19 protein-coding genes are annotated in these 22848 nt (G+C 70.6%); 10 read left to right on the top strand and 9 right to left on the bottom strand.

The window, feature by feature from the left end; all coding sequences use genetic code 11:
* The first annotated feature begins 138 nt into the window (after positions 1-138).
* A complete protein-coding gene (locus ABZU91_RS01385) occupies positions 139-981 on the top strand; it encodes an FAD:protein FMN transferase (RefSeq protein ID WP_355232960.1) in 843 nt (280 codons plus the stop codon).
* A 7-nt stretch (positions 982-988) separates the two neighbouring features.
* Here the strand turns inward: ABZU91_RS01385 and ABZU91_RS01380 are convergent, their stop codons facing one another.
* Positions 989-2014 (bottom strand): hypothetical protein, encoded by a 1026-nt coding sequence (locus ABZU91_RS01380; protein WP_355232959.1) that lies wholly within the window; start codon positions 2012-2014, stop codon positions 989-991.
* 370 nt (positions 2015-2384) lie between these two features.
* On the opposite strand from ABZU91_RS01380, the gene ABZU91_RS01375 reads away from it, so the two are divergent.
* Complete coding sequence (locus ABZU91_RS01375) at positions 2385-2741, top strand: hypothetical protein (protein WP_355232958.1); 357 nt, start codon at positions 2385-2387, stop codon at positions 2739-2741.
* A gap of 108 nt (positions 2742-2849) precedes the next feature.
* Here ABZU91_RS01375 and serA read toward each other — a convergent pair whose 3' ends face one another.
* The 5 genes from serA to ABZU91_RS01350 form a co-directional block, all read right to left on the bottom strand.
* A complete protein-coding gene (gene serA / locus ABZU91_RS01370) occupies positions 2850-4448 on the bottom strand; it encodes a phosphoglycerate dehydrogenase (RefSeq protein ID WP_355232957.1) in 1599 nt (532 codons plus the stop codon).
* A gap of 524 nt (positions 4449-4972) precedes the next feature.
* On the bottom strand, positions 4973-5986 hold the full coding sequence (ilvC, locus tag ABZU91_RS01365) for a ketol-acid reductoisomerase (RefSeq protein ID WP_355232956.1): 1014 nt from the start codon (positions 5984-5986) through the stop codon (positions 4973-4975).
* Positions 5987-6042: 56 nt separating this feature from the next.
* On the bottom strand, positions 6043-6558 hold the full coding sequence (ilvN, locus tag ABZU91_RS01360) for an acetolactate synthase small subunit (RefSeq protein ID WP_007456364.1): 516 nt from the start codon (positions 6556-6558) through the stop codon (positions 6043-6045).
* Positions 6559-6640: 82 nt separating this feature from the next.
* Positions 6641-8521 (bottom strand): acetolactate synthase large subunit, encoded by a 1881-nt coding sequence (locus ABZU91_RS01355; protein ID WP_355232955.1) that lies wholly within the window; start codon positions 8519-8521, stop codon positions 6641-6643.
* A 188-nt stretch (positions 8522-8709) separates the two neighbouring features.
* Positions 8710-11082, bottom strand: coding sequence for an EAL domain-containing protein (locus tag ABZU91_RS01350; RefSeq protein WP_355232954.1), 2373 nt, complete (start codon positions 11080-11082; stop codon positions 8710-8712).
* 111 nt (positions 11083-11193) lie between these two features.
* Here ABZU91_RS01350 and ilvD point away from each other — a divergent pair, with 111 nt between their 5' ends.
* Positions 11194-13041: a dihydroxy-acid dehydratase gene (gene ilvD, locus ABZU91_RS01345; protein WP_355232953.1), complete on the top strand. Its 1848-nt coding sequence runs from the start codon at positions 11194-11196 to the stop codon at positions 13039-13041.
* Positions 13042-13156: 115 nt separating this feature from the next.
* Here ilvD and ABZU91_RS01340 read toward each other — a convergent pair whose 3' ends face one another.
* Both ABZU91_RS01340 and ABZU91_RS01335 read right to left on the bottom strand, forming a co-directional pair.
* A complete protein-coding gene (locus ABZU91_RS01340) occupies positions 13157-15184 on the bottom strand; it encodes a hypothetical protein (RefSeq protein ID WP_355232952.1) in 2028 nt (675 codons plus the stop codon).
* The gene (locus ABZU91_RS01335) at positions 15181-15432 is read right to left on the bottom strand and encodes a hypothetical protein (RefSeq protein ID WP_355232951.1); all 252 of its coding nucleotides are present in this window, start codon (positions 15430-15432) and stop codon (positions 15181-15183) included. Before ABZU91_RS01335 ends, ABZU91_RS01340 begins: the two co-directional genes overlap by 4 nt.
* Before the next feature lie 308 nt (positions 15433-15740).
* Here ABZU91_RS01335 and ABZU91_RS01330 point away from each other — a divergent pair, with 308 nt between their 5' ends.
* From ABZU91_RS01330 to ABZU91_RS01300, 7 genes are all read left to right on the top strand, one after another.
* Positions 15741-16625 (top strand): helix-turn-helix transcriptional regulator, encoded by an 885-nt coding sequence (locus tag ABZU91_RS01330; RefSeq protein WP_355232950.1) that lies wholly within the window; start codon positions 15741-15743, stop codon positions 16623-16625.
* A complete protein-coding gene (locus ABZU91_RS01325; protein ID WP_355232949.1) occupies positions 16618-16812 on the top strand; it encodes a DUF397 domain-containing protein in 195 nt (64 codons plus the stop codon). Before ABZU91_RS01330 ends, ABZU91_RS01325 begins: the two co-directional genes overlap by 8 nt.
* A gap of 86 nt (positions 16813-16898) precedes the next feature.
* Positions 16899-17159 (top strand): hypothetical protein, encoded by a 261-nt coding sequence (locus ABZU91_RS01320; RefSeq protein WP_355232948.1) that lies wholly within the window; start codon positions 16899-16901, stop codon positions 17157-17159.
* Complete coding sequence (locus ABZU91_RS01315; RefSeq protein WP_355232947.1) at positions 17156-17866, top strand: hypothetical protein; 711 nt, start codon at positions 17156-17158, stop codon at positions 17864-17866. The genes ABZU91_RS01320 and ABZU91_RS01315 overlap by 4 nt, the downstream gene beginning before the upstream one ends.
* Complete coding sequence (locus tag ABZU91_RS01310; protein WP_355232946.1) at positions 17814-18245, top strand: hypothetical protein; 432 nt, start codon at positions 17814-17816, stop codon at positions 18243-18245. The genes ABZU91_RS01315 and ABZU91_RS01310 overlap by 53 nt, the downstream gene beginning before the upstream one ends.
* Before the next feature lie 90 nt (positions 18246-18335).
* Positions 18336-18599, top strand: a complete 264-nt coding sequence (locus tag ABZU91_RS01305; protein ID WP_355232945.1) for a hypothetical protein — start codon at positions 18336-18338, stop codon at positions 18597-18599.
* 268 nt (positions 18600-18867) lie between these two features.
* The gene (locus ABZU91_RS01300) at positions 18868-20265 is read left to right on the top strand and encodes a stress response protein (RefSeq protein ID WP_355232944.1); all 1398 of its coding nucleotides are present in this window, start codon (positions 18868-18870) and stop codon (positions 20263-20265) included.
* Between the two features lie 118 nt (positions 20266-20383).
* On the opposite strand, the gene ABZU91_RS01295 is transcribed toward ABZU91_RS01300, so the two are convergent.
* Complete coding sequence (locus ABZU91_RS01295; RefSeq protein WP_355232943.1) at positions 20384-22828, bottom strand: glycoside hydrolase family 2 protein; 2445 nt, start codon at positions 22826-22828, stop codon at positions 20384-20386.
* Between the last annotated feature and the right edge of the window lie 20 nt (positions 22829-22848).

Below are 22848 nucleotides of genomic sequence, written 5' to 3'. Positions count from 1 at the left end.
ACGGGCGGATGCACAGCACCCTCTCAGCTGGGACTCATGTAGCGATCATGTCCGCTGCCTACGGTGGGGGTCAGCGGGCAGGGGGCCCGCGAACGGTGGTCGCGACGACGCGACGTGGACCGCGAGGGGGCAGGCGCCATGCGCATCGACGAGCAGCCGCGGACCCGCTGGCCGGAGCTGTCGACGTTCCGGCACCGCAGGCCGGACCTCCGCCTCGGCAGCCGCCGAAACCGGATCGACCCGGCCGGCGCCACCCAGGGACGCATCGCCGTGCAGCACACCGTACGCACCGCCACCGCCGAGTACACGCTGCTGCTCAACGCCCCCGAGCAGCTCGGCCGTCGGGGCGTCGGCGAGGCGCTGCGGGACAGCGTCGCCGAACTGCGCGCCGTCGACCTGACCTACGGCCCGAACCGCCCGGAGAGCCTCGTCTCCAAGCTGCGTCGGGGCGAGATCAGCCCCGAGTCGTACCCCCCGCTGGCCGACCTGGTGGACCGCTGTGTGGCGATGCGCGCCGCCACCGACGGCTGGTTCGACGCCTGGGCGGTGCCCGGCGGCTTCGACCCGGGAGGCCTCCTGGGCGGCTGGGCCGTGGAGCGTGCCGCCGCCCGGCTGCGCGCCGCGGGCATCCACGACTACGCCGTGCTCGCCGGCGCCGACCTGGTGGTCCGCGGCCATGCGCCGCACGGAGGGCCGTGGCGGGTCGCGATACACCACCCGACGGCACCGGACCGCGCGCCACTAATGCTGGAGATGACCGCAGGAGCCGTCGGCACCTCCGGAGTGTCCGGACGGCAGGGACACGTGGTCGACCCGCACACCGGCGAGGCGGCCGACCACCTCGTCGCCGCGACCGTCGTCGGCCCGGACCTCACTGTCGCCGACGCGTTCGCCACCGCTCTCTATGCCGCCGGCCCCACCGGCCTGGCCTGGTTCCGGGGTAGCTCCGAGTATCGCGCGATCTTCGCCCACCGCCGCTGAGCGCGCCCTAGCGTCCCGTGCTGGGGTCCGGCACGGTGACCCGCGCCGGAGTCCGGGCCCCGAAGACGGTGGCGATCAGGTCGCTCACCGTGTGCACCCCCACGTCGATCCCCTTGCCGGGTGGCAGTTGGTACATCACGGCGACCACGTAACGCTGGTCGTCACCGGCGAAGCCCACCGTGTTGGTCACCCAGTGCTCGCCGCCCGGATCCGGCTCGATCGACCAGCCGTCCTTCGTGCCGGGGTGCATGTCGCTGCCGGCCGCCCAGACACCCCAACGCTGGATCGAGCCGACCGAGCGCATCGCACCGACGAGATAGGCGCGGTCGGTCGGATCGAGTTTGTCCAGCACGTACGACATCAACCGCTGTAGATCATCTGCCGTGCACTTGAGGTGGCCCCAGAAGCGCGAGAACCCGGAGACGGTGCTCAGCCCGGTCATCCCATAGCGCTGCTGGAAGCGTTTGAGCTGTTGGTCGCGGCCGTAGCGATTCCACAGCGCGGTGGCGGCGTCGTCGGAGGAGAAGTTCAACATGTCGGCGATCTGTCGACGCGCGGTGGCGTCGAGCGTGATCTCGCCCGCGCGGGCCCGCTCCAACAGCCCGACAGTCATCGCGAGCTTGATGGTGGAGGCCGTCCAGATCGGGTGGTCGGTGGTTCCCGCCCGCCAGAGCTCGCCGGTACGCCGGTCCCGTACCAGGATTCCGAGAACCCCCGGTCGGCTCTTCAGAAGGGTTGCCGCCGCCGCGAAGCGTCGGCGTTGCGCCTCGTCGGCACCCGACGTGCCGGTTTGCCGGCCACCGGCCGGCCCCAACCCACTCGTCGACCGCGGGCCGGCGGTCCCCGTGGACGCCGACGAGCCCGGCGGGCCACTCGGCTCAGTCGAACAGCCAGCCAGCACGAGTACCGCCACCAGGGCCGCGAGGAGCCTCGTCGGCCACACCGTTCGTCGAGGCGTCGCGGGTCGCCGCAGTCCAGCAGCCCGCCGAGCGACCTGACGGGTCTCGTCGTCCGAGAACCGAGCGCTAGTCACGGCGGCCGATCATAGCGGGACGGCCGGACGCGTCGTCGCACCTGAGGCCCGCCGACTGCCTCGCGACCCGGAGTGCGATCGGCCCCCACGGCCTCGGCAACGGCTGTGGGGGCCGGTCAGCGACGAGTGCGCGTGGCTCGCACAATCGAGGGGTGCGGACCGGTCGGGCCGGACGTCGGCCACGCCACCCGAAGACGGGCCGGCGCCACGGCCTGGCGGCCAGTAACCGCAGTCGTACGCTAGCGAATCGACGCAACTCGACGCAAGAGTCTCCACAGCGGACCCCTCCGGACGGAAAGCGACGGCTCGCCGATTGGCCTGCGGCGAGGCAGTTTCGACATGGTGAACGACGGATGGCACGCTGTCCGCCGTGAGTTTCGATCTGAGTGTGTGGGCCCTGGAGGACGGGGCGACGCCCGAGGACGTGCGGGCAGCGGTCGACGGTTGCCGGCAGGGGCGGCACGTGGACCGATACCCGGACCCGCGCGTCGTCGGCTTCTACCGGGCGATCACCGCGTCCTATCCGGACCGTCACCCCGGCCCGGACAGCCCCTGGGCTGTCGCGCCGCTGCACGCCGCCCACGATCACGTCGAGCTGAACCTGCACCCGACCTGCGCGGACCAGGTACTGCTGGACATCGAGCGGCTGGCCGGGGAGCACGGGTTGATGCTCTTCGACCCCCAGGACGGCTCGGTCTACCCGCCCCCGGCCCGACTGACGCACTGACCACTCCCCGGGCGGAACACCTCCCGGCGTACGACGAAGGGGCCCGGCGCTGTCGCCGGGCCCCCCGTGGTGCTGCCGTGCGTGCCTGTCGCGCCGCCGGCCGACGGACTACTCGTCGCGCAGGTCCGCCGCGCTGGCAGCGGTCGCGCCGATCGAGTCGGCCGCCGAGGTCAGCAGGTCGGCGCCGAGCGCCTGGTCGACGGTGAGGGTCATCAGCGTCTCGCCGCCCGCCTCGCGCCGGGCCACCTGCATCGCGGCGATGTTGATACCCGACTCGCCCAGCAGGGTGCCGACGGTACCGACGACACCCGGCCGGTCGGCGTAGCGCAGGAACAGCAGGATGCCCTCGGCGGCGATCTCCACGTCGAAACCGTCCACTTCGGTCAGCCGCGGAACGTCACGGGTGCCGGTGTGGTTGACCGTCCCGGAGACGCTGACCGCCCGACCGTCCGGCAGAGCGCCGCGCACCGTGACCAGGGTGGGCTGCTCGGCGGTCTCGGCCTGGCTGTCCAGGGTGACCTCCACGCCACGCTCGGCGGCCAGGTGCGGTGCGTTGACGTAGGTGACCTGATCCTCGACGACCGAGCTGAAGAGGCCCTTCGTCGCGGCCAGCTTGAGCACCGACACGTCGTGGCTGACGACCTCGCCGCGAACCTCGACGGTGACGCTGGCCGCGACCCCGCCGGCGACGGCGGTGAAGGCGCGACCCAGCTTCTCGACGAGCGGCAGCAGCGGGCGGACGTCCTCGGCGACCACGCCGCCGGCCTGGACGTTCACCGCGTCCGGAACGAACTCGCCCTGCAGCGCCAGCTTCACGCTCTTGGCCACCGCCAGACCGGCCTTGTCCTGCGCCTCGTGCGTCGAGGCGCCCAGGTGCGGGGTGGCCACCACGTTGTCGAAGGCGAACAGCGGCGAGGAGGTGCAGGGCTCCTTGGAGTACACGTCGACGCCGGCGCCGGCGACCCGCCCCTCGGCGATGGCGTCGGCGAGCGCCTGCTCGTCGACCAGGCCGCCGCGTGCGGCGTTCACGATGCGGACGCCGGGCTTGACGAGCGCCAACTCCTTCTCGCCGATCAGGCCGACCGTCTCCGGGGTCTTCGGCAGGTGGATCGAGATGAAGTCGCTCTCGCGCAGCAACTCCTCGAGCCCGACCAGTCGTACGCCGAGCTGCGCGGCACGGGCCGGCTGGATGTACGGGTCGTACGCGATCAGCCGGGTGCCGAACGCCGCGATGCGCTGCGCGAAGAGCACCCCGATGCGACCCAGCCCGACCACACCGACGGTCTTGCCCTGCACCTCGACACCCGTGTACTTGGACCGCTTCCACTCGCCCGCCTTGAGCGCCGCGCTGGCGCTGGCGGTGTTGCGGGCCACGGCGAGCAGCAGTGCGACTGCCTGCTCAGCGGCGGAGACGATGTTCGAGGTGGGTGCGTTGACGACCATCACGCCCCGCGCGGTGGCTGCCGGCACCTCGACGTTGTCGAGTCCGACGCCCGCACGGGCGACCACCTTGAGTCGCGGCGCGGCGGCGACCGCCTCGGCATCGATCTGTGTCGCGCTGCGGACGATGACGGCGTCGGCCTCGGAGAGCGCCGAGAGCAGGGCCGGACGGTCGGTGCCATCGACGTGACGGACGTCGAAGTCGTGAGCGAGCACCTCGATGGCGGCGGGGGCGAGTTCTTCGGCGATCAGTACGACAGGATTCATCGGTCCTCGTAGACGTCGTGTTTGCGATCGGCGCGGGTGGCGGGGCGCCGCACTGCACCCCGTGCTGATCCGTGCCGTGGCCGTCAGGTGCCGGCTCAGCGCACCTACCCGCGATCGTAGGGGCCGCGCTGGCCGGCGTGTTCCGGTCTTCGGGGTGAGTGCCCTCACACGCCCGGTCAAGTGACCGACATCAGCCGTTCACCACCCCGAAACGCACCCCACCCCACCCCACCCCAACCCCACCCTCGCCCCTACCCCCGACCCCGCCCTCGTCCCCGCCCTCACCCCGCCCTCACCCCCGCCCTCACCCCGCCCTCACCCCGCCCTCGTCGATCTTGCACTTGCTGTGGCGACGTAAAGGGCACTGCCCCACAAATCGCCATCCGAAAGTGCAAGATCGACGAGGGCGGGGGGCGGGGGCGCGGGGGCGGGGCGCGGGGGCGCGGGGGGGGCGGCGGGTTGGCCCCGGGGGCGCTGGGGAGAGCGCGACCCGGGGCCGGGGAACCGTGGGTGTTGCGGTGCGGTCAGGCGGTTTCGGTGATCGGGCGGTCGACCCAGCTCATCATGCCGCGCAGCTTCTTACCGGTCTCCTCGATCGGGTGCGCCGCGCCCTCGGCCTGCCACTTGGCGAAGTTGGGGCGGCCCGCCTCGTCCTCGGCGACCCACTCGCGGGCGAACTCGCCGGACTGGATCTCACCGAGGATCTTGCGCATCTCCTCCTTGACCCGGGCATCCACGATGCGCGGACCACGGGACAGGTCGCCGTACTCGGCGGTGTCGGAGATGCTGTACCGCATCTTGGCGATGCCGCCCTCGTACATGAGGTCGACGATCAGCTTCAGCTCGTGCAGGCACTCGAAGTAGGCCACCTCCGGGGCGTAGCCCGCCTCGGTGAGCACCTCGAAGCCGGCCTGCACCAGGGCGGTCGCGCCGCCGGCGAGCACTGCCTGCTCACCGAAGAGGTCGGTCTCGGTCTCCTCGGTGAAGGTGGTCTTGATCGCGCCGGCCCGGGTGCCGCCGATCCCCTTGGCGTACGCCAGGGCGAGCGCGAACGCGTTGCCGCTGGCGTCCTGCTCGACGGCGACCAGGACGGGCACGCCCTTGCCGTCGACGTACTGGCGACGAACCAGGTGGCCGGGGCCCTTCGGCGCCACCATCGCCACGTCCACCTCCGCGGGGGGCTTGATGAGCCCGAAGCGGATGTTGAAACCGTGGCCGAAGAAGATCGCCTTGCCCGGGGCCAGGTTCGGGGCGATCGACTCGGTGTAGATCTTGCGCTGGGCGGTGTCCGGTGCAAGCACCATGATCACGTCTGCCTCGGCCGAGGCCTCTGCCGGCGTGAGTACCCGCAGGCCCTGCTCCTCGGCCTTGGGACGGCTCTTCGAGCCCTCCGGCAGACCGACCACCACGTCGACGCCGGAGTCGCGCAGCGACAGCGCGTGGGCGTGGCCCTGGCTGCCGTAACCGATCACCGCGACCTTCTTGGCCTGGATCAGGCCGAGGTCGGCATCGTCGTCGTAGTAAACCTCAACGCTCATGAGAACTTCCCTTTCGTACGACGGCCTGAGTGCCCGTCGTGGTCTGTGCGGATGGGTCAGGCGGCCCGCAGCGCGGGACCGGCGGTGATCGAACGCGAGCCGCGCCCGATGGCAACCAGTCCGGACTGGACCATTTCCTTGATGCCGAAGGGCTCGAGATCGCGCAGCAGCGCGTCGAGCTTGTCCGGCGTGCCGGTGGCCTCGATGGTGAGCGTGTCCGGTGCGACGTCCACCACCCGGGCGCGGAACAGGTTGACGGTCTCCAGCACCTGGGACCGTGCGGCACGGTCGGCGCGGACCTTCACCAGCAGCAGCTCCCGGGCAACCGAGACCTGCGGGTCAAGCTCAACGATCTTGAGCACGTTGACCAGCTTGTTGAGCTGCTTCGTGACCTGCTCCAGCGGGGACGACTCCGCGTTGACCACGATGGTGATCCGGGAGACGTCCGGGTTCTCGGTCTCGCCGACGGCGAGGCTGTCGATGTTGAACCCGCGCCGGGAGAACAGGCCGGACACCCGGGCGAGCACGCCGGGCTTGTTCTCCACGAGCACGGACAGAGTGTGCATGGTCATGCCACGACCTCGCTTCGCCCGGTCGCGCCCTGACGACCCGCATCACTGAGCTTGATGATTCGTTCGCTTCGCTCACTCATGGTCAGATGTCATCCTCGTCGAAGACCGGGCGGACGCCGCGGGCGAACATGATCTCGTCGTTGCTGGTGCCGGCGGCGACCATCGGCCAGACCATGGCGTCCTTGCCGACCACGAAGTCGATCACGACAGGCACGTCGTTGATCTCCATGGCGGCGGCGATCGTCTTGTCCACGTCGTCGGCGGTCTCGCAGCGCAGTCCCACGCAGCCCAGCGCCTCGGCGAGCTTGACGAAGTCGGGAATGCGGTGCTTGTGGGTGCCCAGCTCGGTGTTGGAGTAGCGCTCGTTGTAGAACAGCGTCTGCCACTGCCGGACCATGCCGAGATTACCGTTGTTGATCACGGCGATCTTGACCGGGATGCCCTCCAGCGCGCAGGTCGCCAACTCCTGGTTGGTCATCTGGAAGCAGCCGTCGCCGTCGACCGCCCACACCACAGTGTCCGGCTTGCCGACCTTCGCGCCCATGGCCGCCGGCACCGCGTAACCCATCGTGCCGAGACCGCCGGAGTTCAACCAGGTGTACGGCTTCTCGTAGGAGATGAACTGGGACGCCCACATCTGGTGCTGCCCCACCCCGGCCACGAAGATCGTGTCGGGGCCGACGATCTCTCCCAACCGCTTGATGACGTACTGCGGGGAGAGCGTGCCGTCGGACGGCTCGTCGTAGCCCAGCGGATAGCGGTTGCGCAGGTCGTCGAGCTGGGTCCACCAGTCGCTCAGGTCGGCGACGCGGCCGCCCGCGCGCTCGACGGTCACCGCGGCGATCAGCTCGTCGATGACGTGCTTGGCGTCACCGACGATCGGGACGTCCGCGTGCCGGTTCTTGCCGATCTCGGCGGGGTCGATGTCGGCGTGCACCACCGTCGCGTCCGGGGCGAACGAGTCGAGCTTGCCGGTGACCCGGTCGTCGAAACGCGCGCCCAGGGCGACGATCAGGTCGGCCTTCTGGAGGCCGTACACGGCCGCGACGGTGCCGTGCATGCCCGGCATCCCCAGGTGCTGCGGGTGCGAGTCGGGGAACGCCCCGAGCGCCATCAGCGTGGTGATGACCGGGATGCCGGTCAGGTCGGCGAGTCGACGCAGCCCGTCGGTGGCACCGGCCTTGAGCACGCCGCCGCCCACGTAGAGGACCGGCCGGCGGGCGCCGGCCAGCAGGCGGGCCGCCTCGCGGATCTGCTTGCCGTGCGGGTGCAGGGTCGGCCGGTAGCCGGGGAGGTCCAGCGTGGGGGGCCAGCTGAAGGTGGTCGACGCCTGGAGCACGTCCTTGGGGATGTCGACCAGCACCGGGCCGGGCCGACCGGTGCTGGCCAGGTGGAACGCCTCGGCCAGCACCTGCGGGATCTCCTCGGGGGTCTGCACGAGGAAGTTGTGCTTGGTGATCGGCAGCGTGATGCCCTGGATGTCCGCCTCCTGGAAGGCGTCGGTGCCGATCGACGGGCGCGCCACCTGGCCGGTGATCGCCACCATCGCCACCGAATCCATGTACGCGTCGGCGATCGGCGTCACCAGGTTGGTCGCACCCGGGCCGGAGGTCGCGATGCAGACGCCGACCTTGCCGGTGGCCTGCGCGTACCCGGTCGCCGCGTGCCCGGCGCCCTGCTCGTGACGAACCAGGATGTGCCGGACGGTGGAGTCGTAGAGCGGGTCGTACGCCGGCAGGATCGCGCCGCCCGGGATGCCGAAGACGACGTCGACGTCGAGCGCCTCCAGGGACCGCACCAGCGAGCCGGCGCCGGAGACCTGGGCCGGAGCGGATGTCCGTACGGCCGGAACTGCCGGCGTGGCCGCGGCGCGCGCGGCGGCGGGGTCGGCGGTGGCCGGGTCGGCGGACGCGCGGGCCCGTCGGGCGGTGTGGGCGAGGGTCTCGGGCGTGGGTCTCGTCATGGTGGTTCTGGCCTTCGGCTGGAGTGGCTGGGGCTTGTTCAGCGATGCGACGTGGGCGTGGGCCCGTCGCGACAGGTTCCGACGGCAATAAAAACGGCCCTCGTGCAGATGCACGGGGCCAGCGCACTCTCGACGGAGGAGAGTGCGCTCAGATAAGTACTCGCAGCGACCGGTACGACGACATGCGGCTAAGCCTGACGCATCTCACGCGATGAGTCAACTGATCCCACATGTTGGTTAACCGAGGGCGGCGCGTCGGTCGACGCCGCGCCGCCACCAGGCGGCATGACCTGCCCGGACCCGCCGGAACCCCGGCGCTGAGCGGGCAACGGGCCGGGACGCGCACCGGGCGACGTGGCCGCCTCCAGCATCGCCTCCAGGTGTTCTGCGGGCACCCCCCAGCCGAACAGCGCGCCCTGCCCGAACCGGCACCCCGCGGCGACCACCGCGGCCAACTCGGTCGGCGTGGTGACCCCCTCGGCGATGACCTCCATGCCCAGCTGGTGCCCCAGCCGCATGACGATGTCGACCATGGGCGCGAACGCCGGGCCGTCCTGGCCCACCGGATGCACCGGCTCGTGCTCGGCCACCAGACTGTGGTCGATCTTCAGGATGTCGATGGGCAGCCGGCGCAGCTGACCCAGGGACGAGTACCCGGCGCCGAAGTCGTCGAGCGCGATCCGTACGCCGGTCAGCCGCAGCGCGGTCAGCCGCCGGATCAGCTCGTCCAGATCGGTGGCGACCGCGTGCTCGGTGACCTCCAGCACCAGCCGCTGCGGCGGTACGTGGTGGGCACGCAGGGCCTCGGCGACCTGGACCACGTACTCCCGGGCGTGCAGTTCCCGCGGCGAGACGTTCACCGAGACCCAGACGTCGTGCCCGTCGGCGAGCCAACGGGAGAGCTGGTAGCAGGCCTGGTGCAACACCCAGGCGCCGAGTGAGGCGATCATGCCGCACTCCTCGGCGAGCGGGATGAACTCGTCCGGTCGGACGTTGCCCAGCTCGGGATGGTGCCAGCGGAGCAGCGCCTCGGCGCCGACCGGCCGGACCGACGGCAGCGATGCCACCGGCTGGAAGGCCAGCCGCAGCTCGTCGCGCTCGATCGCGCCCCGCAGCTCGTGCTCGACGGTGGTGCGGCGACGCAGCAACTGGTCGTACGCGGCGTCGTAGCGCTCGATCCGGTTCTTGCCGCGCTGCTTGGCGTAACGCAACGCCAGGTCGGCGTGGCGCAGGAGCAGCTCCACGTCCGGATCGGAGGACCATCCGGCCACCCCGATGCTCACGGACAGGAAGATCGGGCCCTCCGGCTGGTCGTACGGCCGGTTGAGCACCCCGAGCAGCCGCTCGGCCACCCGGTCCGCCTCGACGGGCTGGGCCGGCATGAGCACGGCGAACTCGTCGCCGCCGAGCCGGGCCGCCACGTCGCCCGGGCGCAGGTTGCCGCGCAGCCGGCGACCCACCTCGGCCAGCACGGCGTCACCCACGTCGTGGCCACGCATGTCGTTGACGTTCTTGAAGCCGTCCAGGTCCAGACCGAGCAGGACACATGGCGTGCCCGCCGCCGCGCCGGCGTGCAACGCCCGCAGCAGCCCGCGCCGGTTGGCCAACGAGGTCAACGGGTCGGTGTGTGCCAGCTCACGAAAATGCGCCTCCCGCTCAGCCAGCCGGCCGGCGTAGTCCCGGACGTCCTTGAGGGTGAGGTAGTGCCGGGCGACGAGGGCGAAGCCCTCCACGCTGCCGGCGAGGATGCCCGGCGCGGTGAAGCGGCCGTCCTGGAGCAGGTGGTACATCGCGGAGGCCGCCATCGCCAGCATCGGCGCGAGCGCGTACTCGCCGTCACGGCCGATGAGGTCCAGCGCGACCTCACCCGGCTGGTCGACCCGGCGCACCGCGAGCGCGACGGTCAGCAGACCGGCGGACAGCACCGCCGCGCCGGTGAGCGCCATCGTCGGCCCGGCCTGGCAGAGCCCCGCGCTGAGGCCCAACCCGCCGCAGCTCACCGCGGTGCTGCCGGCCGCGAGCACACCCAGCCGGTGACGCGGGGCGGCAGCGCGGAACACGACGATCACGGCGAGGCCGGCACCGAGCGCGGCGCTCACCGTCGTCACCAGGATCGCCGGGCAGGCCATCGGGGTGGCGGCGCCGAGCAGCCGGGTCGGCTCGGAGAAGAGCACCCAGCCGACGAACCACAGCGCCGCCGCCACGGTGACGCCGTCCAGCGCCAGCCGGGCGGTCCCCGCGGCGGTCGCGGCGACCCCCGGCAGTCGGAGCAGCCCAGCCGCGAAGGCCAGGCCGGCCACCGCCATACCGATCGCCGCCGCCGTCGCCCAGCCGGTGCGCTGCCCCTGCTCGTGAGCCCAGTGGTCGCTCGCCGACAGCACGGCCGCGAGCCCGGCCAGCAGGCTGACCACCGACACACCCGCGGCGGCCACGAGCAGCACGTGCGCCGGTCGGCGCGGCCCGGTGCGCCGCCGGGCGACCACGGTCAGCAGCGCGGTGGCCGCGACCGCGACCAGCCCGCTCAGCGCCGCGACGGCGACCATGCCCGGGGGAAGATGCACGACATCAAGAGTGCCGGATGAGCGCACGTCGTGGGAGGCCGGATGTGCAACTGTTGGGACACGGCCCATCTCCCCAGGGGTTCGGGCGGTGGCGGTGTCATGCTGGTATGCATGCCTGAGCTGCGATCGAGGACGTCCACACACGGTCGGACGATGGCCGGCGCCCGGGCCCTCTGGCGGGCCACCGGGATGACCGACGACGACTTCGGCAAGCCGATCGTCGCCATCGCCAACAGTTTCACCCAGTTCGTGCCGGGTCACGTACACCTCAAGGACATGGGCGGCCTGGTCGCCGACGCGGTGGCCGAGGCCGGCGGCGTCGGGCGGGAGTTCAACACGATCGCGGTCGACGACGGCATCGCGATGGGCCACGGCGGCATGCTCTACTCCCTGCCCAGCCGCGAGCTGATCGCCGACGCGGTGGAGTACATGGTCAACGCGCACTGCGCGGACGCCCTGGTCTGCATCTCGAACTGCGACAAGATCACCCCGGGGATGCTGCTGGCCGCGCTGCGCCTCAACATCCCGACCGTCTTCGTCTCCGGCGGTCCGATGGAGGCCGGCAAGACGGCGGCGATCGAGGGCATCGTCCACAGCAAGATCGACCTGATCGACGCGATGATCGCCTCGTCCAACGAGGCCGTCACCGACGACCAGCTCGGCGAGATCGAGCGCTCCGCCTGCCCGACCTGCGGCTCCTGCTCCGGCATGTTCACCGCCAACTCGATGAACTGCCTCACCGAGGCCATCGGGCTCGCGCTGCCCGGCAACGGTTCGACGCTGGCCACCCACGCCGCGCGCCGGTCGCTCTTCGTCGAGGCCGGCCGGACCGTCGTGGAGATCTCCAAGCGGTGGTACGACGGTGACGACGACTCCGTCCTGCCGCGCACGGTCGCCTCCAAGGACGCCTTCGAGAACGCGGTCGCCCTCGACGTGGCCATGGGCGGCTCCACCAACACGGTGCTGCACCTGCTCGCCGCCGCCCGCGAGGCGGAGCTTGACTTTGGCGTCGCCGACATCGACGCCATCTCCCGGCGGGTGCCCTGCCTGGCGAAGGTGGCCCCGAACTCCCCGAAGTACCACATGGAGGACGTGCACCGCGCCGGTGGCATCCCCGCGATCCTCGGCGAGCTGGACCGCGCCGGGCAGCTCAACCGGGACGTCCACGCCGTGCACTCCCCGTCGCTGGCCCAGTGGCTGACCGACTGGGACGTGCGCGGTGGCTCGCCGACGCCGGAGGCGGTCGAGCTGTTCCACGCCGCACCGGGCGGGGTGCGTACCGTCGAGCCCTTCTCCACCACCAACCGCTGGTCGACGCTCGACACCGATGCCGCCGAGGGCTGCATCCGGGACGGCGAGCACGCGTACTCCGCCGACGGTGGCCTCGCCATCCTGCACGGCAACCTGGCCCCGGACGGCTGCGTCGTGAAGACCGCCGGGGTGCCGGACGACTGCCTGACGTTCCGCGGCCCGGCGAAGGTCTACGAGTCGCAGGACGACGCCGTCACCGCGATCCTCGCCAAGGAGGTCGTCGCCGGGGACGTCGTGGTGATCCGCTACGAGGGTCCCAAGGGCGGCCCCGGCATGCAGGAGATGCTCTACCCCACCTCGTTCCTCAAGGGTCGCGGGCTGGGCCGGTCCTGCGCGCTGCTCACCGACGGCCGCTTCTCCGGCGGCACGTCCGGTCTCTCCATCGGCCACGCCTCCCCCGAGGCCGCCTCCGGCGGACTGATCGCCCTGGTCCGCGAGGGCGACGAGATCGTCATCGACATCCCGGGCCGGTCGATCAACCTGAACGTGCCGGAGGACGAGCTGGAGGCACGACGGGTCGCCGAGGAGAAGCGCGACAAGCCGTACACCCCGACCGACCGGCAGCGTCCGGTGTCGGCGGCGCTGCGCGCGTACGCCTCGATGGCCACCTCGGCCAGCGACGGCGCCTACCGCCGCGTCCCCGAGTAAGCCCGCGCGGCCTCCGGCCGCTTGATCAACGCGACTTCGCCGATGTCGCGGTATCCAGCCCACTCGGACACCGCGATATCGGCGATCTCGTGTCGATCAACGCGTCGGACCGGCCTCAGGCCAACCGAAGATCACGCAGGTCGGGGCCCTCGGCGAGGAGGCGTACGCCGTCGTCGTCGTGTCGGTGCACCGCGCAGCCGGCGCGGGTGAAGCGCACGGTGACTGCCTGCCCGGCGTGCCGAGCGGCGAGCCGCACCAGATTCGCCACCGGGTCGGCAACGATGGCGCGCGGCCCCGACCACGGCATCGGGATCGGGACCGCCGGATTGGCAGGGGCTGCGCTGGCGACCGCGTCGGTCAGACCTTCCCGGCACCAAGCGAGGGCGGCCGCCAGACTGGGCCGATAGGGCAGGTCGTCGGGGAGGACGGGTGCGTCGCGCGGCTTCACCTCGACCGACCAGCGCAGGCCGTCGGCCAGCAACGGGTCGCCTGTGTTGTGCCGCCTGTCGCATAGGGCCACCACGAGCGCCAGGTCGAGGCCTAGGGTGAGCCGCAGCAGCTCGGGCAACGGCGGCGCGTCCGGGGGTGCCGCCACCACGATCAGGCGACCCGCTGCGGTGCCCCTTCCGGCGCTGCGCACGTGCTCCCCCACCGGGTCGGCGCCGGCCCAGGGCAGCGTGACGTACCCGTCGCGCAAGTTCCGGTCGAGGTCGTGCCCGCCATCTGCGTCGCGGAGGTCCTCGGGTCGCGCACCGAGGACGGTGGCCCAGGAGCCGAGCCGGTACCGGTCGGGGAGCTGAATCACGGGCCGACCGTTGGGCTGGGTTGCGACCAAAGGGGCCACCTCCGGCGTGCCGGCCTGCCAGGTCAGGTGCACCACCCGGTGCCGCAGGTCGGTGACGGTGACCAGCACGGCCTGGTGCAGGCGGTGGGTGTCGCCGCAGGTGAAGCAGCGCAGCGCCGACGGGCGTAAGCCGGCACCACAGCAGTGCGGGCAGTCGGTGTCGGCCGGGCGACCGCCGAGCAGGCAGTCGCAGGCGCGCAGCCGACTTCCGGGCCGGCAGTCCGGGCAGGGACGCCACGTGGCGGGTTCGCCCAGCCAGGACGGATCGGGTGCCTCGTAGCCGCGGCTCAACGACACGTGAACCCGACGGACCACCTGACCGGTGGACTGCTCCACGAGGATCTCCACCGGGTCGCCGGGGCGGAGGGTGGTGTGCCACCAGCGGCCGTCCCGCCAGAGGGCCTGCGCGCCGGGTAGCTCCTCGCCGCCGGCCGGGTCGACGCAGTCGGCGAGGACGCGCCGTTCGAGCTGGTCGACGTCCACGGCCGGGGCGACGGGCGGGCGCGGCCAATCGGGATGCAACAGCCGGGCGGGGACGGCCAGGCCGCGCTCGGCGAGGCCGGTGAGCGCGTCGCCAACGTCGGTGTGGGTCAGCGCTTCCAGCAGGTGCCGCCAACGGCCGGGCGACCCGGACGGCACCGGGGAGCCGGGCACCTCGTACCGGACGGTCCAACCGAACCCCGTGCCCTGCTGGCGGGCCTCGATGACCAGGTCGAGCAGCAACAGGTCGGCCAACGCGCACAGCCGAGCCAGTCGTGCTGCCGGATCGACGGTGGGCGCGGCGGTGGAACGGCCCAGCACCAGCCGCCACGAGGCGTAATCAGCCCGCAGGATGGCGTGGGCCTCCAGCTCGTGCCGAGCGGCCGCGGGCAGGTCGGGTCGCCACTGCTCCGACAGCCACAGCGACGGCGCGTCGGTGTCGGTCACGACCGCGCCGACGCTGGCGGCGAGTTCGCGTACTCGGGAAGCAAGGTCGACCCCCCAGCGACCCGCCGGGTCGCGGTGGGGGTCGAGGCCACCGGGCACGACCTGGTGGGACGCGACCGCGCCGGTGTCCAGGTTGGCGACCGTAACCACGAGCTGCGCCCGTCGCCGGCCGCGCCGGTCGCAGCGATAACAGGGGTGCGCGACGCTGCCCGCGCCCCGGCACTGCTCGCAAGCCCGGTACGCCTCGCGAGGCGGGCCGGGGAGGTCGCCGTCGGCGAGGAACCGGTCGCCGTAGGTGGTGCAGCGGCACGGGTCCAGGGTGAAAGTCATCCCGTCGCAGTCGGGGCAGGTGACGACGGGCGCGGCGGTCACCGATACCGCCGGGCCGCGCAGTCACCGTCGTGCTCGACGCGGCGCACGCACCGTCGGCCGCCGTCGAGCGGCAGGTCGCAGAACACCCGATGGCGTACGCCCTGAGCGTCCTCGGCGGAAACGGTGGTCTCGCCCGCGTCCACCTCGGACAGGAAGGTCAGGGAGCGGGCCAGGGCGCCGGCGAAGTGCTGAGCGGCGGGCAGATCGGCGGCGGTGAACGGCAGGTGCGCCACCCACCGGGCGCTCACGGACGGGCCGCCAGATCCGTGCGGGTCCGCCGGCTGCACTGGCGTCTGCTGACGGGCCGGGGCGGCTCGGCCCGGAGATGACAGAGAAACGCGCGCACGATAGCAGCACCACCCTTCCTCGCAGTTGCTCGACGTTCAGCGGCGTGGGAATTGCGCGTCCATCGCCGTTGTCGGACCAATCTTGTAGGGTCGGAATCACCATCGCAATGAATGTCCGCTCACACTGTTCCGATAATTGTGTGCAACATTCCCCTGTTGCAGAACGGCTCTCGGGATGTTGCAAAACTCAACACAGGAAGGAGAGCCGGGTGGCCGATGACATGGGCTCGACGGTGCCCCGACGCCAGCTCGGCAGGGCGCTACGCGACCTGCGCACCGAGGCGGGAGCGACCCTCGACGCGGTCGCCGAAGCGCTGGAATGCAGCCGGCAGAAGGTCTGGCGGATCGAGAGCGGGCTCGGCTCGGTGCGCGGCGTCGACGTCCGAGCGATGTGCGAGCTGTACGGGGCGACCAGCGAACTGACCCGGGCGCTTATCTCACTGGCTGGTGAGACGAGGGCGAAGGGGTGGTGGCACGCGTACGGCGACGCCGTCCCGGAATGGTTCGAGCTGTACGTGGGTCTCGAATCCGCCGCGTCGAGACTCCGCTTCTTCAAGAACAGTCTCGTGCCCGGCATCCTCCAGAGCCGGGACTACGCCCGGGGCATCTACCGCATCGACCAACCCGACATGAGCGACGACGACCGGGACCGTGCCGTCGAACTGCGCCTGCAACGCCAGTCCCTACTGACCCGTCGCCTGCCCCGGGCTCCGCAGGTGCAGGTGGTGCTCTGCGAGTCGGTGCTCCTGCGGCCGGTGGGCGACACCGAAACCATGGCCGGGCAACTCCATCACCTCATGGCGATGACCCGGCTGCCGAACGTGTCGATTCGGATCTTGCAGCTCGCCGCCGGCCCTCACTACGGTGCGGTGGGCGGCGAATTCGTTCTTCTGGACTTTCCGCTCGGCAACCGAAGCACTCCTGAGCCGCCGGTGGTTTATAGCGAATCGTGGACGGGCTCGCTGTACCTCGACCGACCCGCCGAATTTGCCGCCTACGAGAAGGTCTGGGCGGGGCTGCTCGACCGCAGCCTTGATGAGGGACAATCGTTCCAACTGATCAATAAGATCATCGGGGAGGTTCACCGTGGTTGACCTGACCGGCGCAAACTGGCGCAAGAGCACCCGCAGCGGCGGCAACGGCGGCGAGTGCGTCGAAGTCGCCGACAACCTGCCCGGCATCGTCGCCGTCCGCGACAGCAAGGACCCGCACGGCCCGGCCCTTGCCTTCACCCCCGCCGCCTGGATGGGCTTCGTACAAGCGAGCGGGACCCTCCGCTGAGCCTTGGGTAAGTGTCTCGGCCATCACCGCGACACCCACCCACCGCTGGGGCTGCGACCGGGAGCGGGGTCCGCTAACGTGCGGCAGTGACTATCGGCGATGTCAAGGTGACCATCCGGAAGGGTGATCAAGCGCTCGACGAGGCCCGGATGAGCATCGAGAAGGCCAGCGCCAAACTGACCGACGCGTCCGCACTGGCACTGTCGACCCTGCACGACAGCGAACGCGCCGAGGCGGAACTGTCCCGCGCTGCACTTCGTCACGCAGCGGACGAGGTCAAACTCGTACTTCGTCGCATCACAGCCGCGAAGGACCATGCTGCGGCCTACCTCGCCGCCATCGGATGAGCGGCAGCCTCGGCGAGGTCGTCGCCCAACTCGGAAGTGCCATCGACACCCTCCGCAACGCAGCGGTTGTCGCGCAACGCGCACAGGCTGACGCGGAAGAAGCCCTCACGCACTACCGCCAGGCGGCTCGGGGCAGCAACCATCCACAGATCGCCGGCGCAGTGACAGAGAGCAGAACCGCTGCTGAGAAGGCCGGCAAACTCGCCCGCCTGATCAGCGAGGCTGCCGACCACGTCGGCGCCTACTCCAATGCGGTCGCTCCCGGCTCCGCACCGACCAAGCAGCCGACAGATGCGGCCACCCCATCCGGCGAGGACCTACTCACCGAAGCCATCGAACGCGATTCCGCACGACGGAACGTCGGCTCCTTCCTGAGTACGATGACCAGGAAAGCCGAGGACCTCCAGGACAACACCCAGAAGTCCGTGGCGGCGGCCAGGGAGGCTTTCGAGATTATTCGAGGCCCTAGAGGTCCGTCAGGGTCTCAGCAAGCCAGCACCACAGCGCCGGCCGTCGGACCTACCGTGGGTCAGCGCCTGCTCAACGACGCACCGGACACGGCGGGGCACCTCGTCGTAGTGGGGCTGGTGGCAAGCGTCGCTCTCCACCGCTCCGTTCAGTCGATCCGCAAGGGAATAGCGAGGTTACGAGATCGTGAGCGTACGGACCGAGTTCAGCGACCTGATCCGCGCGATGGCACGCCATGACTGGGGCATGGTGGACCAACTCCTGGACGGGCTGGAGACTTCCGGCTGGCACGGCGGGAGCCAAGTGATCGGCGCGGCGTTCGCCATCGCGGTCAACGACCGCTTCGCCGCCGGCCACTCCCCCACGAAGGTCGCCCGGTTTGTGGCCGAGACTCGCAACCAGTTTCCCGGCGCGGAGTCGCTGCCCACGCTGGAGATGGAAGGTCTCGTCCGCGCGGCCCTCGGTGAGGTCGGGCTCATCGACAATCTCAGCCCCGAGACGGCCCTCCAAATGCAGATCGTCTTCCTCGGCAAGCTGCTTAAGGAGCGCGACCCCAACGAGGCGCAGTTGGAGGAGTTCATCGCCGACGTGGAGCAGACGGCCGCCGAGTACCTGTAGCCACAGGGCTGCGTGCCGACTTCTCGTCGGTTAGTGTCCGCCCGAACACGCAAACGTGAACCTTTGACGCGAGCGGCAGACGGAGGCGGCATGGCCAGCATCGAGGAAGTCAAGGCGGCGCTTATGCAGGCCGCCGAGCAGGGCAACATTACAGTCAACCAGATTCGGGCCGCCGCAGAGAACACCGAACAAATGTTGACGCGGCTGCGCGCAATCGCCGCCGGCACCGGCCACCCGACGATCGCCGAAGCCATCGCCCGAGGCGAGCAGAGCAAGCAACGCTTGGCCGAAGCGATGACTCTCATGCAGGGTAGTTCGGAGGCCGCACGCCGCTACATCGGCGTCCTCGGCTGAAGCGCCCACTTCCGCCAGCGGGTTCGCTAAGGATCTCTGGAGTAGTCACGGGAGCCGCCAGAACGCAGTCAGGTTGCTGACAGGACCACCGACAGAGGCCGAACCGATGACGGTGATAGCTCCGACCGGTAGGAGGAATCGACTGGGCAGACGGGTTGACGTCCGATTGGGCAACACTTTCCGGGCGTACGCGCCGGTGGTCACGCCGCTTCCCGGACCGGCTCAGGAGTAACTTCTCGTATCACCGCCTTCACGAGGAGTCACTTGCATGTCTGAGGAGACCTGGCTTGCCGCTCGCCTGATCCCCACATCGGGCATCAACGGTGCCGAAGAACAGGAACGTCGTGCGACCTCGGCACTGCTCGCGGTGATGAGCGCAGTCCGGGAGTTCGGGCGTGTCCTGACCCAGTCACTCGGCGCACCTGCGGGGACGGTGCAGACCTTCATCGAAGTTCCGTTCAAGATCGGGAATCAGCAACTCTTCCCAGATGGCCTCATTCGCATCAAGCGCGGACAGCGGCAGTGGACGGCCCTGGTGGAGGTGAAGACCGGCAGCAACGCGCTGAGGACCGAGCAGTTAGAGGCATATCTGGACATCGCCCGGGAGCAGGGCTTTGACGCCCTCATCACAATCTCCAACGAGATCGCTCCCGTTCCGGGTCAGCACCCGACCGCGATCGATCGCCGGAAGCTGCGCAAGGTCGCCCTATACCACCTGCCCTGGACGGAGATCCTGACCCAAGCGGTCATACAGAAGGAATACCGCGGTGTCGCCGATCCCGACCAGGCGTGGATCTTGGGCGAACTGATCAGGTATCTCGAGCATCCGCGATCAGGCGCACTGGAGTTCAGCGACATGGGGCCAGCCTGGGTGCAGGTACGGGACGGTGTGTCAGCCGGAACGCTGCGAGCCGGCGACAGCGCAGCAGCGGACGTAGCGGGGCGTTTCGACGCCCTGATCCGTTACGCCTGCCTACGGCTCGGGAGGCGATTGGGCACTGACGTCACCCCCGCGCTGAGCCGCCGCGATCTCACCGAGCCGGCTGCACGAACGCAGGCGCTAGTCAACCAGCTCTCTACGGCTGGAACGCTGACCGGAAGCATAAGGATTCCAGGTGCCGTCGGCACACTCCAGGTCACGGCGGATCTGCGAGCTGGGCAGATCGTCTGCCAGGTCGACGTGGAAGCCCCTCGTACCGGCAGACCGACCACCCGGGTGAACTGGTTGATTCGCCAACTGAAGGACGCGCCGGAGACGGTACGCATCGAGGCGTTCGTCATACATGCGCGAGGCGGTGGCGCGACAGATCTCCTGCGACAAGTCCGTAGTAACCCGGCGACGCTGATTACCGATCCCGCCCGCGAGCTTCGAGCGTTCCGGATCGCCCAGAGCACGCTGGCTGGAACGAAACGCGGGAGCGGACGAGGCGCATTCATCGACTCCGTGCTGACCGCGATCGACGACTTCTACGAGCAAATCATCCAGAACTTGAAGCCGTGGATGCCCGCACCGCCGCGTCTGCGCACGCCCGAAGACGTCACGCCCGTGCAACCGGTAGCCGCCAGCCTCGTTTCCACCGCCATCTCCTCTCAGGACAACCCGGAGTTCGACAACTCAACGGCAAGGGACAGCAACTCCGCGAATGGTGGCCAGCGAGAGGAGTGACCTCGGCGAGGTGCTTCAGGCAGCCCGACACGGGCCTGCGGCGACCTGATCGACACGAGGTCGGCGATGTGGCGGCATCCGGTTGCGTGAATACCGCCACATCGGCGAAGCGTGTCGATCACGCCATGTCGTTGACACTGCGCAGCACCGGGCGGGTGATCAGAGCCGCCTCGTTCAGCGGCCCGGCCGCACGCACCGTGAACGTCGTCGACTCACCCGGCAGCAATGTGACCAGCGAGGCGTCCACTGTGGCCGACGCGTCCAGCCGGTCCGGGAAGAGGGTCAGGTCGCGCAGCACCGTGCGCGCCGTCACCCGGACCCGCTGGCCGCCGTCCACCGGCTCGACAGTCGCGTCCCACGCCGCCGCCGGCCAGTCGACGTCCCGATCCTCGGCGAAGAACCACAGCGCACGCTCCGCCGTGCCGCCGGCCTCGGCGACCAGCAGCTCACGGCGGCTCTCGTCCGGCCGCGCCAGCTCCGCCGGCAGCGCCAGCACCACCGAGGAGTACGCCGGGACGTCGAGGTCCACCGAGGTCTTCGCCCTCGGCTCCCCGGTAAGGCCGACCCGGGTGACCGTGGCCGGCGCGGTCCACGGCTCGGCGGTCTCGTTGACCGCCACCAGCACCAGCCCACCGTCGCGGGGTTGCACGGTCAGCAGCCGGTCGGCGTACGCGTGGCGTAGCGCGTACCACAGGGGTTTGCGGCGGCCGTCGCCGTCGATGGCCGACCAGGAGGTCACCGGCCAACAGTCGTTGAGCTGCCAGACGATCGTGCCGGCGCAGACGTCGCGGTGGGAGCGGAAGTGCTCCACCCCGAGCTGGATGGCCCGTGCCTGGTTGAGTTGCGTGAGGTAGTGCCAGTCGTCGAAGTCGGCCGGGGCGGGCAGGTGGGCGTCCAGGCCCCGCTGGAGCTTGGCGTCACCGCCGACGGCCTTCTGGTGGTGGGCCATGCCGGGCGAGTCGGGCGCGAGCGGTTCGTCGCTGAGCGCCCGCCGCAGCGTCGCGTACGTGGGCGGACCCTGGTAGCCGAACTCGGCCACGAAGCGCGGCACGTACTCCCGGTATTTCGTGTAGTCGTCGGTGTTCCACACGTCCCAGATGTGGGTGGTGCCGTGCGCCGGGTCGTTGGGGTGGATCGTCTCGGTGCCCGACCAGGGGCTGCCCGGCCAGTACGGGCGGGTCGGGTCCAGCTCGCCGACGATGCGGGGCAGGACGTCGAGGTAGTAGCCGCGCCCCCAGGTGCGGCCGGCGAGGGCTTCCTGCCAGTCCCAGTCGTGCCAGCCCCAGATGTTCTCGTTGTTGCCGGTCCAGAGCACCAGCGACGGGTGCGGCGTCAGGCGGGTCACCTGCTCGGTGGCCTCGGCGGCGACCTCGGAGGCGAACGGCTCCTCCTCGGGGTACGCGGCGCAGGCGAAGAGGAAGTCCTGTTGGACGAGCAGGCCGCGTTCGTCGGCGAGGTCGTAGAAGTCCTCCGACTCGTACCGCCCGCCGCCCCAGACGCGCAGCAGGTTGACGTTGGCGTCGGCGGCCTGGTCGAACCGCTCGGCGAGCCGCTCGCGGGTGATCCGGGTGGGGAACGCGTCGTCGGGGATCCAGTTGACGCCCCGGACGAAGACCGGCACGTCGTTGACCGAGAGCGCGAACGGCGTGCCGTGCTCGTCGGGGGTGGTGTCCAGCCGGACGGAACGGAAGCCGATCCGTCGGGACCAGGCGTCCAGCGCGTCGCCGTCCGGCGCGTGCAGGGTCACCTCCAGCAGGTGGCGGGCCTGCTCGCCGTACCCCCGGGGCCACCAGAGCGCGGGCTCGCGGACGGCGAGGGTCAACACGGCCGTGCGCTGCCCGGCCGGAACGACCACCTCGGCGTGGGTGTCGGCGACGGCGGCGCGGACGGTCAGCGGGACGTCCGCGGCGCGCTCGACCTCGACGTGCAGCTCGACCCGGCCGTCCCGGCCGGCGAGAGTGACGAGCGGGCGGACGGTGGCCAGGCGGGCGGTGGACCACGCGTGCAGGCCGATGTCCTGCCAGATGCCGGCGGTGACCAGCGTGGGCCCCCAGTCCCAGCCGAAGTTGCAGGCCATCTTGCGGACGAACTGGAAGGGCTCGGGGTACGCGTTGGGTCGGTCGCCGAGCCGGTCACGCTGCGCCTCGGCGTAGCGGTACGCGGAGTCGAACGCGACTGTCAGCTCGTTGTCGCCGTCGCGCAGCAGTGAACGGACGTCGAACCGGTGCCCGCGGTGCATGTTCTCGGTGCGGCCGACCTCGACGCCGTTGACGCTGACGGTGGCGACGGTGTCCAGGCCGGCGCAGACCAGGTCGATGCGGTCGTGATTGCCGGCGGGCGGTCGGAAGGTCGTCCGGTACGTCCAGTCGGCGCGCCCGATCCAGGTCAGGGACAGTTCGTTGTCGTCGAGGTACGGGTCGGGGATCAGCCCGGCCCCGAGCAGGTCGGTGTGGACACATCCGGGCACGGTCGCCGGGACGGTGCGGTCGACGATGTCCGCCGGCACGTGCGCGCCGGTTGTCGCCCGCAGGGTCCAGCCGTCGTGGAGGGCCTGTCGGCTCACGATTCACCGCACCTTCGTGA

The sequence above is a fragment of the Micromonospora sp. NPDC005174 genome (assembly GCF_040608495.1).
In the GTDB taxonomy this organism is placed as follows: Bacteria; Actinomycetota; Actinomycetes; order Mycobacteriales; family Micromonosporaceae; genus Micromonospora.
The sequence above is the reverse complement of the archived record's forward strand: the minus strand, read 5'-3'. Positions and strand labels throughout refer to the sequence as shown.

Coding starts and splice junctions, on each gene's coding strand:
- ABZU91_RS01385 (WP_355232960.1), top strand. CDS start 139: ATGCGCATCGACGAGCAGCCGCGGACCCGCTGGCCGGAGCTGTCGACG.
- serA (WP_355232957.1), bottom strand. CDS start 4,448: ATGAATCCTGTCGTACTGATCGCCGAAGAACTCGCCCCCGCCGCCATC.
- ilvC (WP_355232956.1), bottom strand. CDS start 5,986: ATGAGCGTTGAGGTTTACTACGACGACGATGCCGACCTCGGCCTGATC.
- ilvN (WP_007456364.1), bottom strand. CDS start 6,558: ATGACCATGCACACTCTGTCCGTGCTCGTGGAGAACAAGCCCGGCGTG.
- ABZU91_RS01355 (WP_355232955.1), bottom strand. CDS start 8,521: ATGACGAGACCCACGCCCGAGACCCTCGCCCACACCGCCCGACGGGCC.
- ilvD (WP_355232953.1), top strand. CDS start 11,194: ATGCCTGAGCTGCGATCGAGGACGTCCACACACGGTCGGACGATGGCC.
- ABZU91_RS01315 (WP_355232947.1), top strand. CDS start 17,156: ATGAGCGGCAGCCTCGGCGAGGTCGTCGCCCAACTCGGAAGTGCCATC.
- ABZU91_RS01305 (WP_355232945.1), top strand. CDS start 18,336: ATGGCCAGCATCGAGGAAGTCAAGGCGGCGCTTATGCAGGCCGCCGAG.
- ABZU91_RS01300 (WP_355232944.1), top strand. CDS start 18,868: ATGTCTGAGGAGACCTGGCTTGCCGCTCGCCTGATCCCCACATCGGGC.